The following is a 13,283-nucleotide window of genomic DNA, read 5'->3' on the forward strand; positions in this document are numbered from 1 at the left end:
ACTACCTCGTCACCCATGAATGGGTCCGATCCAGCCAGGACATCCTCTGGCGCCGATCCAAACTCGGCCTGCGTATCTCCCAGGCCGAAGCCGAGAGGATCGATCGGGCGATCGAAGCGCTGGCCGAACGGACGGTCGCGCTCGCCTGAGATCACCTTGATCTGATCGGCGCCCGGTAAAAGCCAAATCGTCATCGCGCGGGCTGGACGGCAAGCGAAACAAGGATGATAGAATCGCGCCCATGCGCATCATTCTGGCTGTCTTCTTCGGTCTTCTGTTGCTGGCCGCCGGACAAGGGCGGGCCCTGGCCGCGCCGCCGGACCCCAGCGGCTATTGGGTGACCGGCAAGGGCGAGGGCGTGGTGCAGATCTATCCTTGCGGGGGGGATGCGCGCTGCGGGGCGCTGGTCGGTTTCCAGATCGACCATCCGCAGGACCCGACGCCCCAGACCTGGGACCATCACTCCCAATGCCGCTTCGTCTTCATCGTCAACCTGCATCCGCGGACAAGGGCTTGGATGGGGTCCATCATCGATCCGAAGAGCGGTCATCACTACAGCGCGAAAGTGCGCGTGATGTCTGCCAATCAGCTCAGGCTACGAGGCTATTTCCTGCTGCCGATGCTGGGCGCGACGCGCTTCTGGACCCGCTATACCGGGCCGACGCCACCGGCCGATTGCCGGATGCCCCCGAACTCCCTGGAATAAAACTCAGCCGGCGGCGGCGCCGATCGCTGTCAGCACCAAGGTCGGCGTCAGTATCTGCGGCAGGACGACCGGCTGACGGTCCCCCGGCGGATAATAGACGTAAAGCGGCACGCCGCTGCGCCCATGCTCCTTCAGGAAGGCCGTGATCTGGGGATCGGCCCTTGTCCAGTCGCCGACCAGATAGGTGACGCCGGCCTGCCGGAAGCCTTGCTGGACGTCCGCACGGCCGAGCGCCAGACGATCATTGACGAGGCAGGTAACGCACCAGGCCGCGGTCAGATTGACGAAAACCGGCTTGCCGGCGGCACGCAGCGCATTCAGCCTGCTGGTCGTGAAGGCTTCCGCGACCGAGGCTGACGGCGAGGCCGGGGCTGCCGAAGCGCTGCGCGCCTCCCACAACACCGGCAGCAGAATCGCCGCCGCGATGACCGCGAGCGCGGGTGCGACGCGCCCGCCCAGACGCCAGGCCCAGGCGGCGAAGGCAATCAGCAGCAGGCCGATGCCCGAATAGACCAGCAGCGACGATCCGCCCTCCTGGCTCGCGACCCAGATCAGCCAAAGCACACTCGCATAGATCGGAAAGGCGAGCGCCTGATGCAGAACGATCATCCATTGGCCAGGGCGGGGAAACAACCGGCCGATGCCGGGAATGCAGCTCAGCACCACCATCGGCAAAGCGAGGCCGATGCCGAGCGCCGCGAAAATCAACAGGCCCGGTAAAGGCGGTCCGGCGAGAGCGGCCGCCATGGCAGCACCCATGAAGGGGGCCGTGCAGGGTGTCGCGACCACGGCCGCCAGCACGCCGCTGAAGAAACTGCCGCAGACGCCACCCGTTTGGGTCAGGCTTTGGCCGAGGCCCATCCAGCGGTTGCCGACCGTCAGCACGCCGGAAAAACTGAGCCCGACCGCGAAGAGCAGCCAGGTGATGACGAGGACGAAATCCGGCGATTGGAACTGAAAGCCCCAGCCGACGACCGTGCCCCCTTCACGCAGGCCGAACAGAATGACGGCCAGAGCCAGGAAGCTGACCAGAATGCCGAGGCCATAGACCAGACCATCCCGCTGAGCCCGACCGCGCTGGCCATCCCCCAGATGCGCGAGATGGGCCGCCTTCATTGCCAGAACCGGAAAGACGCAGGGCATGAGGTTGAGGATCAGACCGCCGAGCAACGCAGCGCCGATGAGGCTGAGGTAGCGGGCCGAAGCCAGCACATCCAAAGGCAGCATCCAGACGGCCTTGCCCGGCATTGCGACCGGCGGCATGCCGGGCGTGGCGGTGATCATCGCCGCCCGCTCGCTGCCATCGGCCGCCGTCAAGACCAGAAGCCCGGCGAGCGGCTTATCCGCCTTGTAGTCGGAGGCGAGTTTCAGGCCGAGCACGAGCCGCCCTTGGCGCATCTTCAGGGGCTGGAAATAATCCTGATTGATCGTGTCCTGGCCGGCAGGGAAGAAATAGGCGCTGGCGACCCGGTCGCGGGAGGCATCGGTGCCGTCAACCGTCAGCGTGCCGTCCGGTTCGATCCAGCCATGCCAATTCTTTTCGTGCGGCATATCGCGTTCCGCCTCGGCAAAGAGCGGTGCCTCATGCGATGGGCGCGCCTTGGCCTCCACCGGCAGGGCGAGAGAGAACGTCGCTTGGCCGGGCACGCAAATCTCGTTGCAGACGAGCCAGCTGGCCGCGACCTTCACGCTGTAATGCGCGCCAGCGATCTTGCCGGGTGGCGTGATCGTCAGCGGCAGCAGGACCGGCGCCAGCTTGCGGCTATAGCCATAGCTGGTCACCGGCCCATCATAGATGACCTTCGGGATCGGCCATTGGATTGGGCCGGCAGACCCGCCTTGCGGCAAGGTCAAGGCTGCAGCCGGCGCAACACCCGCATCGCCCGGATTGGTCCAATAGATGTGCCAGTGCTTGCCGAGGCCGAACAGGAGCCCGATGTGAAACGGCGTTCCCGGCGCCACGCTGTCGACGTCCGAGACGATACTTACCTCGTTATTCAGCGTCGAGGCGAACAGGCTTTGCGCTGCCCGCGCGGAAGAACCGGCCGTCAGCCAGAGACCGGCCGCGAGCGTGAGCAGTACCGCCACTGCGATGCGCGGGGAGAACTTCAGCCTGCGGGCAGAATATGTCATGGCGACCTTTTATAGACCGATGCGCTGCGGCTCTAGTGATGCTCATGTAACCTGACCGGCGAAATGCAGGACTTTCCTTGTGCTTGATGACTTTCTGACCGATCTGCCCGTCGCCGAAGCCCTGCCGGCGCTGCTGGCATCCTTGGCCGAACACCCCAATGCGGTCCTGGTCGCGCCGCCCGGCGCGGGCAAGACGACGACGGTGCCGCTGGCTTTGCTGCGCGACGCTGCCTGGGCGACCGGCCGCATCATCATGCTGGAGCCGCGCCGGCTGGCCGCCCGCGCGGCAGCCACGCGCATGGCGAGTCTGATCGGCGAAAGCGCGGGCCAGACCGTCGGCTTTCGCACGCGCATCGATAGCGCGGTCTCGGTTGCCACAAGGATCGAGGTGGTGACGACCGGGCTGCTGGTCCGCCGGCTGCTGTCCGACCCCGGACTGGACGGCATTTCCGCTGTTATTCTGGACGAAATCCACGAACGGTCGCTGGAAGCGGATCTGGCGCTGGCCCTTTGTCTGGACGCGCAGCGCATCCTTCGGCCCGACCTGCGGCTGATCGCGATGTCCGCGACGCTCGACGGCGCGCGCCTATCCGCGCTGATGGGGGCGCCCGTCATCGAAAGTGCCGGGCGCATCTTCCCCGTCGATATCCGCTACAGCGCCCGCGACGTGACGGAGATGCGCGATCTGCCCGAGGCCATGGCGCGAAGCATTCGTGGCGCGCTGGCGGAGGCCCCCGGCGATATCCTCGCCTTCCTGCCCGGCATGGGGGAAATCCGCCGCACGGAAACGGCGCTGCAGGGATTGGACGCGCTGGTGCTGCCGCTGCATGGCGATCTGCCGCCCGCCGCCCAGGACCTGGCATTGCGCCAGGCGGCGCAGCGGCGCGTTGTTCTGGCAACGTCTATCGCCGAGACATCCCTGACCGTGCCAGGCGTGCGCATCGTCATCGATGGCGGCTTCCGGCGCACGCCGCGCATGGACAGCAATAGCGGATTGACCCGGCTGATGACCGAGCGCGTCAGCCGCGCCGCCGCCGATCAGCGCGCCGGCCGCGCCGGGCGCGAGGGGCCGGGCATCGCCATCCGGCTTTGGACCAGCGCCATGCAGCGCGGATTGCGACCCTATGATCGGCCCGAGATTCTGGAAGCCGAACTTTCGGGCCTGCTGCTGGATTGCGCGCAATGGGGCACGCTGCCGGCTGATCTGCCCTTCCCCGACGCGCCGCCCGAGGGCGCCTTGGCCGCTGCTCTGGCGCTATTGGTCGATCTTGATGCGATGACCCCGGAAGGTGCTATCACGCCGCTCGGCCAGCGGATGAGCGCGGTCGGCGCGCATCCCCGGCTTGCCGCGATGATGCTGACGGCGGAAACGCTGGGACAGAAGGCGCTGGCGGCCGATCTGGCGGCATTGCTGGAAGAACGCGACCCGCTGCGCGCCGGACCGGACGGGCCGGCCGACGTCACGCTGCGGCTGGACGCGCTGGCCGGCCATGGCAGCGCCCAGGCGGATCGCGGTGCGGTGCAGCGCATCAGGCAGGCGGCGAAAAGCTATCGCGGGCGGCTGGGCCTGCGCGGCGATGTGACAGCCGTGGGCGATCCGGCGCCTTTGATCGCGGCCGCCTTCCCGGACCGCTTGGCCCAGCGCCGGGGCGAGCCCGGCAGTTTTCGCCTGTCGGGCGGCGGTGGCGCGAAGGTGCCGGTCAGCGACCCGCTGGCGCGCGCATCCCTGCTTGCGGTCGCGGTGCTGGAAATGAAGACCTCCGCCCGCATCCGTATGGCAGCCCCCCTGGACCCGGCCGCCTTGCCGCCGAGCCTGGCCCGGCGCTTGACCGAAACGGTGGAGACGAGCCTGGACCCCACGACCGGCAGCATCCTCGCCCGGCGGCGGCGGCGGCTGGGCGCGCTGATCCTGGAAGACCGCTCCGGCCCGCCGGATGCGGCGGAAGCGGCTGCCGCTTTGCTGGATGCCGTGCGGCGCGACCCGTCACGCCTGCCCTGGACCGAGGCTGCACGCAGCGTGCAGGCGCGGCTGATGCTCATGCATGGTTTGGAGGCAGAGCTTTGGCCGGCGAGCGACGATGTCAGCCTGACCGCGAGCCTTGAGGACTGGCTGGCGCCGCATCTGCATGGGCTGAACCGGCTGGGCGACCTCAGCCGTCTTGATATCGGCGCCTTGCTGCTCGACCGGCTGGACTGGTCGCGGCGGAGCCAGTTGGACCGCGATCTGCCGACGCATCTGCCTTTGCCCGGCGGACGCGCGGCCGTCGATTACAGCGAGCCGGTGCCGATGGCCGCCGCCCGCGCCCAGCATTTCTACGGATTGGCCGAGACGCCGAAGCTTGCCGGCGGGCGCATTCCGCTGCGCCTTGCCCTACTCTCCCCGGCCGGACGGCCGATCGCCATTACCGCCGATATCGCGAGCTTCTGGCGCGGTGCCTGGGCGGATGCCAGACGGGACATGCGCGGCCGCTACCCGCGGCATAACTGGCCCGAGAACCCGCTGGTGACGGAGACGCTTTGAGCTGCCAAGCTCCGCCTGACCTCCCTTTGCAGACAGGACCGATCATGCGTCGCCTCATCTCCTCCGGATCGCAGTTCGAAACCGAAATCGGATATTCGCGCGCCGTGGTCGATGGCGACTGGGTGTTCGTCTCCGGCACCACGGGTTTCGATTACGCGGCAAAAACGATCTCGGAGGATGTCGCCGAACAGGCGGAGCAGACGCTGAAGAATATCGGCTGGGCGCTGGAGGAAGCAGGCGCCAGTTTCGTCGATATCGTGCGCGCCAATTACGTGCTGCCGAAGGCTGAGGATTTCCCCGCCTGCTGGCCGGTGCTGCGCAAATATTTCGGTGAGGTGCGGCCGGCCTCGATGATGATCGTGGCCGGGCTCGCGGATCCGCGCATGAAGATCGAAATCGAGGTCACCGCGCGGAAGCGTGGCTAGAGTCCGTCAGGTTTAGGTGGAAACGACCCCTTGCCCCGTCATGGCCGGGCTTGACCCGGTCATCCAGTCCTTGGGCGCCCCAACGAATGGATGCCCGGCTCGGGGGCCGGGCATGACGGTATTAGGGACAAGCTTCAGTTAAAAATCAGACAAACTCTAGAGCGTTTCCTGTTCGCTTACGCTCACAGGTGCCGCTCTAAATTATTGTTTTTGCGAGCATCTTCACCCGGCAGATGATTCCATCTGACCGGGATCTGCTCTAGGCGGTTTGATGGGAACCGCCGCCCAATCCGTCTTGCGCGGATTTGGTGGCGGTTCCGATTGAATCTGACGGGTTTAAACTCCAGCCGCCCGGCCAGGATAATCGATCGTCTTCAGCGTCCCGTCCGGCTCGCCGATGATGGCGGAACGGGCGATATCGATGAAGAGCCCGTTCTCGACCACGCCCGGTATCCGGTTGAGCGCGATGGACAGCGCCTCGGGATGCGTAATCTGGCCCAGCGCGCAGTCCAGAATGTAATGCCCGGAATCGGTGACGAAGGGTTTATCGAGACCGCCACGCATGGCGATTTTGGGCTCCAGATATCCGCTCTCGATCAGCAGATCGCGCATCAGCCGTTCGGTCGCGTGCCAGCCGAAGCGGATGACCTCGACCGGCAGCGGAAACTGGCCGAGCTGGTCCTTGGTCTTGCTGTCGTCGATGACGGCGACGAAGCGGCGACCCGCAGTCGCGACGATCTTCTCCCACAACAGATTGCCGCCGCCGCCCTTGATCATCTGCCCTTGGGGGTCGATCTCATCCGCGCCGTCGAACACGATGTCGAGGGGGCCGACATCGTTGAGATCGGCCACCGGCACGCCGACCTCGATAGCCAGCGCCCGCGTCGTCTCCGACGTCGGCACGCCGGTGATCTTCAGCCCGGCCTGGCAACGAACCCCCAGGCTGCGGACAAACCGGCGGAGCGTAGTGCCCGAGCCCAGGCCCACCACCATGCCGTCCTCGATCATCGCAGCCGCTGCGTCGGCCGCCGCCTGTTTGGCAGCGTCCTGCGGGCTCAATTGCTCGGCCATGGTTCAGGCTCCTTTGGAAGGTTCAGCCACGCGGATCACGAGTTTGCCGAAGTTATGGCCCCGCAGAAGGTCTATGAACGCCTCCGGCGCATTCTCAAGCCCATCGACCACATGTTCACGGAAATGCAGGCTGCCATCGGCGACCCAAGGGGCGGCCAGGGCCCGCCAATCGACGAAACGCTCAGGCTTATCCATGACGATGAAGCCTTCGATGCGCAGGCGCTTGCGCACGACATCCATCAGGTTGGGGCCGGGCCGCGTCTTGGTATCATTATATTCGGCGACCATGCCGCACATGATCATGCGACCGAAATTATTCATCAGCGGGTAGACGGCGTCCTGCAGATCGCCGCCGACATTCTCGAAATAGACGTCGATGCCGTTCGGGCAGGCGTCGCGCAGTGCCGCATCCAGGTCCATGACCGCGCGATGATCGATGCACTCGTCGAAGCCGAGCGTGTCCTGGATATAAAGGCATTTGTCCGGATTGCCGGCGACGCCCACGACACGCGCACCGGCCCGCTTGGCGAGCTGACCGGCAACGGCTCCGACCGCGCCCGACGCGGCCGAGATCACGACCGTTTCGCCCGGCTTCACCTGGCCGATTTCCGTCATGCCGGCATAGGCGGTGGCGCCCGGCATGCCGAGCACACCGAGATAGGCGGAATAGGGCGCGCCCTTGGGGATGGTCGTCAGACGATCGCCCGCCGAAATGATATGCGACTGCCAGCCGAAGGCGCCTGTCACGACGTCACCGGGCACAAACCGCGGATCGCGGGATTCGACCACTTCGCCCACCGTCTCGCCGGTCATCGGCGCGCCGATCGCGACCGGCGGCGCATAGGACGGCTTGTCGCTCATCCGGCCGCGCATATAGGGGTCCAGCGACAGCCAAAGCGTGCGCGTCAGAACCTCGCCCTCGGCCGGCTTCGGCATGACGCTTTCATCGAGCGCGAAATTATCGGCACTGGGCGCGCCTTTGGGGCGGCTGGCGAGGATGATGGAGCGGCGAAGGTTGCTCATGCGAGATCGTCCCTATCGTTTGCCGCCCGTGCCGCCGCACACGGTCAGGGCGCGGGCGGCGTGTTTATCCTATCCTTCGCGCCTTAGGCGGCGTTCGGCAAGCCGCCCTGCACATGCCTGGCAAAGGCCGCAAAAAGCCGCCGCGTGACCGGGCCGACCGCGCCGTCCTGCACGGATGCGCCGTCGATCCGGGTGATGGGCCGCACGAAACTGGTGGCACTCGTAATGAAGACTTCTTGAGCCCGGCGCAGCTCATCCAGGCTGAACGCGGTCTCGGACAAGGTCAGCCCTTCGGCCCCGAGCAGTTCGGACAGCGCCGCGCGGGTGCAGCCGGGCAGGATTTCATGACCGAGCGCGCGGGTGCGCAGCTGACCATGCTCATCCACGATCCAGATATTGGAGGAGGCGCATTCGGTGACCATGCCCTGACCGTCGACCATCGCCATCTCGAAGGCACCAGCGTCCTTCGCCGCCTGCTTGGCGAGCACGTTGGGCAGCAGGTTGACGGTCTTGATGTCGCAGCGGTCCCAGCGCTGATCGGGACCGGTGATGATGCTGGTCGCCCAGGCATCGACATCGCGCGGGAAGGCCGGGATGGCCCGTGCCGTCACCACCAGCGTCGTCCGCGTGCCGGGCTTGGGGAAGACGTGCTCCCGCTTGGCCGCACCACGGGTGATCTGGATATAGACCAGCGCATTGTCATGCAGGCGATTGCGGGTGACGACTTCGCGGATGATGGCTTCCAGCGCGCGGCGACCGACGGGCCAGGCGAGGCGAAGCTCCCCCAGCGAGCGGGTCAGCCGATTGAGATGCTTCTCCTCATCGACGAAGCGGCCGCGATAGACCTGCACCACCTCATAAACGCCATCGCCGAACAGAAAACCGCGATCCTCGACCCGGACCTGAGCCGCCGCCACAGGAAGATAGCGGCCATTCACATAGGCAATACGGCTCATCAGTCTCAGCCTCTCCGGGCAGTCTCGTCAGTTGCTAGGCAGTGTCAGTCGTCCAGGCCCAGCGCGCGGATATGCTGGGTCTTCTCGTCCCAGTTGGCGCGTTCCTTGACGGTGAGAAACAGGTGGACCTTGCGGTCGAACAGCTTCGTCAGCTCAAGCCGGGCGCGGGCGCCGATTTCCTTGATGCGGGCGCCCCCGGCACCGATCAGGATGGCCTTATGGCCGGACCGCGAGACGGTGATATTGGCGTCGATCCGCACCGAACCGTCGCGCCGTTCCTTGAAGCTTTCGGTCTCGACCGTCGTTTCATGCGGGACTTCCTGATGCGTCTGCAGCAGGATCTGTTCGCGCACGATTTCAGCCGCCAGCAGCCGGTCCGGCAGATCCGTCAATTCCTCATCCGGATAAAGATGCGGACCTTCCGGCACGGCGCCCGCCAAAGCGTCACGCAACTCGGCCACGCCCTCGCCGGTTACGGCGCTGACCATGAAGGTCGCTTTGCAGGTGACGCGCGCGTTGATCCCGGCGATCAGCGGCAGCAGCTTCTGCGGCTCGACCAGATCGACCTTGTTCAGCACCAGCCAGATTTCGCGGTCCGTGCCTTCAAGACGCTTCAGGATACCATCCGTCAGATCCGAGATGCCGGCCTTCGCGTCGACCATGAGGACCGTGAGGTCAGCGTCGTGCATGCCGGTCCAGGCGGCATTGACCATGGCACGGTCCAGGCGGCGGCGCGGCTGGAAGATGCCCGGCGTGTCGATGAGCAGAATCTGCGACGCCTCTTGCATCAGAATGCCCATGATGCGGAAACGGGTGGTCTGCGCCTTGGGGCTGACGATGGAGAGCTTCGCTCCGGCAATCCGGTTGAGCAAGGTGGACTTGCCCGCATTCGGTGCGCCGATGATGGCGACGAAGCCGCAGCGCGTCGGCGCGGTTCGCTGGTCGGTCATTTACTTTTGGGTCCTGGCTTGGCTTGCCTGTCCGTAGCGCGCTTGAGCTGGTCCAGCAATGCTTGAGCGGCCACCTGCTCGGCAGCCCTGCGTGAACCGGCCGCCCCACGCGCCTCGGACTCACCCAGGCGAACGCTGATCACAAAATGCGGTTCGTGCGAGGGACCGTCGCGGGAGACGATGTCATACAGCGGCAGGCCGAAGCCCCGCGCCTGCCCCCATTCCTGCAACCCGGTCTTGGCGTCCTTCGGCGGCTCAGCCTCCGCAACCATGGCGGCGGCGAAATTGGCGCGCACGAAGCGCTGCACGGGGTCGAGCCCGCCATCCAGGAAAACGGCTCCGAGAAGCGCCTCGACCGCATCGGCCAGAACGGAAGCCCGGCGACGGACGCCGGCCCGCGCCTCCCCCGGTGCGACCGAGAGCAGCGCCGGCAGGCCCAGGGTTTCCGCGACCTCAGCCAGAACGGGCTGGGAAACCAGATGCGCCAGACGGCGGCCGAGCGCCCCTTCCTGTTCGCGCGGATAGTGTTCGGTCAGCCAGACGGAAATGGCCAGGCCCAGCACGCGGTCGCCGAGGAATTCCAGACGTTCGTTGGAGCCCTGGCCGGCCCCGGCGGCGGAGCGATGGGTCAGCGCTTCCTGCAGCAACCGGGCATTGGCAAAGCGATAGCCGAGGATCTGTTCCACGGCCGCGCGGGCTTCTTCCGCCAAAGCCTCGGACGAGACCGCAGACTTAGTTTTGGGCGAACGCTTGTCGGTCAATGAATGGAGCTGAGGATGCGGTTCCAGCGGATTTCGAGAGGCCACTGCCAGATTTCCCACCAGGGATAGCGCGCGTCGATCGAGAAGAAGATGATATCGGCCTTTCCGACAAGATTGGCGACGGGAATATAGCCGACGGCGTCAAGAACGCGGCTGTCCAGGCTGTCATCGCGGTTGTCGCCCATGCCGAAAACATAGCCCGGCGGCACGTGATAGACGTCGGTATTGTCCAGCGGGCCGTCATCGGACGCCTTCAGGATGGGATGCTTCAGCCCGTCCGGCATGGTCTCGATATACTTCTTCAGCGCCATCGGCGGACCGTCGCTGTCGCCCTCGGTCGTATAGCCGCCGTCCGGATCGCGCGGCAGTTCGGTGCCGTTGATATAAAGATGGCCCTGCTTCATCTGGATGCTGTCGCCCGGCAGGCCGACGATGCGCTTGATGTAGTCGATGCTCGGGTCACGCGGCAGGCGGAACACGGCGACATCGCCCCGCTGCGGCAGGCTGCCGAAAATGCGGCCCTGGAACATATTCGGGGACAAGGGGAACGAATAATTGGAATAGCCGTAGCTGAACTTCGAGACGAAAAGATAGTCGCCCACCAGAAGCGTCGGGATCATGCTGCCGGAGGGGATGTTGAACGGCTCGTAAAGGAACGTTCGAATGAAAATCGCGATCAAGGCGGCATAGATGATGGTCTTGAGGCTGTCGCCCCAGCCGCCTGGTTTACGCTGAGACATAGGAGTCCTTGACCTCTGAACACGCTCAGCGCATGTCGCGGAAAGGCGTAGGCCTGTCAAGCAACGGGCAGGCTATCTTAAGCAAGCGTCATTTTTGCGTCAGACCCGCCAGGCGACGGACGCGAGGTCTTGGCTGCGGTGCCTCGCCCACGCTTGCGCGGCAGGGTCGGGATCGGCGACAAGCCGCCCATGGCACCCCCTCTTCTCATGCTTCAGGATATTCACATCAATCTCGGCTCCGTGCCGCTGCTGCGGGGGGCGGAGCTGGCGGTGGGCGCCGGCGACCGCATCTGCCTCATCGGTCGCAACGGGTCCGGCAAGTCCACCCTGTTGAAGATCGCCGCAGGTCTGCTGCCCGTGGACCAGGGAACGCGCTTCATCCAGCCCGGCGCGACCATCCGCTACCTGCCGCAGGAGCCTGATCTGTCGGGCTATGCCACGACCCTCGCCTATGTCGAGGCCGGCATGGGACCGGGGGACGACCCATACCGCGCCGTCAGCCTGCTCTATTCGCTGGGCATGACAGGCGAAGAGAATCCGACCCATCTTTCGGGCGGCGAGGCCCGCCGCGCTGCCTTGGCGCGCGCCCTGGCGCCCGAACCCGATCTGCTGCTGCTGGACGAGCCGACCAACCATCTCGATCTGCCCGCCATCGAATGGCTGGAAAGCGAGCTTGGCCGGTTGCGCACCGGCCTGGTTCTGATCAGCCATGACCGCCGCCTGCTGACCAACCTGTCCCGCTCGCTCATCTGGCTCGACCGCGGCACGACGCGACGGGTCGATCGGGGCTTCGCCGCCTATGACGATTGGCGGGAGGAGCTGATGGCGCAGGAGGAGGCCGAGCATCACAAGCTGTCCCGCCAGATCGCGCGCGAGGAAGACTGGATGCGCTACGGCGTCACCGCCCGGCGCAAGCGCAATGTGCGGCGCGTCGGCGAACTGGCCGACCTTCGTGAGCGCTACCGTGACCGCAATACCGTGGCGACCGGCGCGAAGATGGCGGCGAGCGAGGCCGAGGGGTCCGGTAAGCTGGTGTTTGTCGCCGAAGGCGTCGCCAAAGCCTATGACCGGCCGATCGTCCGTGACCTCGATCTGCGCGTCATTCGCGGCGACCGGCTTGGCATCGTCGGCCCCAACGGCGCCGGCAAATCGACGCTGCTGAAGCTGCTGACCGGTCAAGTCGATCCCGATCAGGGCAAAATCCGTATCGGCACCAATCTGGAAACGGTGACGCTGGACCAGCAGCGCGCGACGCTGGACCCGACCCGGACGCTGTCCGATACGCTGACCGGCGGTTTGGGCGATATGGTGCAGGTCGGCGACGAGAAGCGGCATGTCATCGGCTATATGAAGGACTTCATGTTCAAGCCCGAGCAGGCGCGCACCCCCGTGGGCACGCTGTCGGGCGGCGAGCGCGGGCGCGTGCTGCTGGCCTGCGCGCTGGCCCGCCCGTCCAATCTGCTGATCCTGGACGAACCGACCAATGATCTGGATTTCGAGACGCTGGATCTATTGCAGGACATGCTGGCGGACTATGCCGGCACCGTGCTGCTGGTGAGCCATGATCGCGACTTCCTCGATCGCGTCGTGACATCCACCTTGGCCGCCGAAGGCGACGGGCGCTGGACCGAATATGCCGGCGGCTATTCGGATATGATCATACAACGGAAAGCCGATCTGCCGAGCCGCGCCGCCGCCCAGGCGATGGCGAAATCCGCATCCTCGGCAAAGCCCGCGGGCGTTGCGTCATCCACGAAGAAAATGAGCTTCAAGGACGTCGATGCGCTGAAGAAACTGCCGGATCAGATCGCGGCGATGCAGGCCGAGATCGCCAAGCTGCAGAGGCAGCTGGCCGACCCGCAGCTCTATGCCAAGGACCCGAAGAAATTCGCGGCGACCACCGACAAACTGTCCAAAACGGAAGCCGATCTGGCGACCGCCGAGGAGCGCTGGCTGGAGCTGGAAGTGATGCGGGAGGCGATGGCCGGCGCCTGATC

General features: G+C 65.7%; 11 protein-coding genes. 4 read left to right on the forward strand and 7 right to left on the reverse strand.

Going from position 1 to position 13,283, the window contains the following annotated elements; genetic code table 11:
• Nucleotides 1-241: 241 nt before the first annotated feature.
• Nucleotides 242-706 carry a DUF2147 domain-containing protein gene (locus tag ACELLULO517_RS08680; RefSeq protein ID WP_227306938.1) on the forward strand — a complete coding sequence of 155 codons (465 nt, stop codon included), beginning with the start codon at nucleotides 242-244 and terminating at the stop codon, nucleotides 704-706.
• 3 nt (nucleotides 707-709) lie between these two features.
• Here ACELLULO517_RS08680 and ACELLULO517_RS08685 read toward each other — a convergent pair whose 3' ends face one another.
• Entirely contained in the window at nucleotides 710-2,839 is a 2,130-nt protein-coding gene (locus ACELLULO517_RS08685) for a protein-disulfide reductase DsbD family protein (protein WP_227306939.1), read from the reverse strand.
• Nucleotides 2,840-2,918: 79 nt separating this feature from the next.
• Between ACELLULO517_RS08685 and hrpB the strand changes: the two genes are divergently transcribed.
• A complete protein-coding gene (hrpB, locus tag ACELLULO517_RS08690; RefSeq protein ID WP_227306940.1) occupies nucleotides 2,919-5,360 on the forward strand; it encodes an ATP-dependent helicase HrpB in 2,442 nt (813 codons plus the stop codon).
• A 44-nt stretch (nucleotides 5,361-5,404) separates the two neighbouring features.
• Nucleotides 5,405-5,785, forward strand: a complete 381-nt coding sequence (locus tag ACELLULO517_RS08695) for a RidA family protein (RefSeq protein ID WP_264481420.1) — start codon at nucleotides 5,405-5,407, stop codon at nucleotides 5,783-5,785.
• 336 nt (nucleotides 5,786-6,121) lie between these two features.
• Here ACELLULO517_RS08695 and rpiA read toward each other — a convergent pair whose 3' ends face one another.
• The 6 genes from rpiA to lepB all read right to left on the reverse strand — a co-directional run bounded on the left by rpiA (nucleotide 6,122) and on the right by lepB (nucleotide 11,286).
• The gene (rpiA, locus tag ACELLULO517_RS08700; RefSeq protein WP_227306941.1) at nucleotides 6,122-6,856 is read right to left on the reverse strand and encodes a ribose-5-phosphate isomerase RpiA; all 735 of its coding nucleotides are present in this window, start codon (nucleotides 6,854-6,856) and stop codon (nucleotides 6,122-6,124) included.
• A gap of 3 nt (nucleotides 6,857-6,859) precedes the next feature.
• Nucleotides 6,860-7,879: an NADP-dependent oxidoreductase gene (locus tag ACELLULO517_RS08705; RefSeq protein ID WP_227306942.1), complete on the reverse strand. Its 1,020-nt coding sequence runs from the start codon at nucleotides 7,877-7,879 to the stop codon at nucleotides 6,860-6,862.
• Between the two features lie 83 nt (nucleotides 7,880-7,962).
• Nucleotides 7,963-8,835 carry a D-amino-acid transaminase gene (locus tag ACELLULO517_RS08710; RefSeq protein WP_227306943.1) on the reverse strand — a complete coding sequence of 291 codons (873 nt, stop codon included), beginning with the start codon at nucleotides 8,833-8,835 and terminating at the stop codon, nucleotides 7,963-7,965.
• Between the two features lie 44 nt (nucleotides 8,836-8,879).
• Complete coding sequence (gene era, locus ACELLULO517_RS08715) at nucleotides 8,880-9,785, reverse strand: GTPase Era (protein ID WP_227306944.1); 906 nt, start codon at nucleotides 9,783-9,785, stop codon at nucleotides 8,880-8,882.
• Nucleotides 9,782-10,495: a ribonuclease III gene (gene rnc / locus ACELLULO517_RS08720; RefSeq protein ID WP_227307667.1), complete on the reverse strand. Its 714-nt coding sequence runs from the start codon at nucleotides 10,493-10,495 to the stop codon at nucleotides 9,782-9,784. The genes era and rnc overlap by 4 nt, the downstream gene beginning before the upstream one ends.
• A gap of 47 nt (nucleotides 10,496-10,542) precedes the next feature.
• A complete protein-coding gene (lepB, locus tag ACELLULO517_RS08725; protein ID WP_227306945.1) occupies nucleotides 10,543-11,286 on the reverse strand; it encodes a signal peptidase I in 744 nt (247 codons plus the stop codon).
• 189 nt (nucleotides 11,287-11,475) lie between these two features.
• Between lepB and ACELLULO517_RS08730 the strand changes: the two genes are divergently transcribed.
• The gene (locus ACELLULO517_RS08730) at nucleotides 11,476-13,281 is read left to right on the forward strand and encodes an ABC-F family ATP-binding cassette domain-containing protein (protein WP_227306946.1); all 1,806 of its coding nucleotides are present in this window, start codon (nucleotides 11,476-11,478) and stop codon (nucleotides 13,279-13,281) included.
• The last annotated feature ends 2 nt before the right edge of the window (nucleotides 13,282-13,283 follow it).

Source organism: Acidisoma cellulosilyticum, from assembly GCF_020621385.1.
Classification (GTDB): domain Bacteria; phylum Pseudomonadota; class Alphaproteobacteria; order Acetobacterales; family Acetobacteraceae; genus Acidisoma; species Acidisoma cellulosilyticum.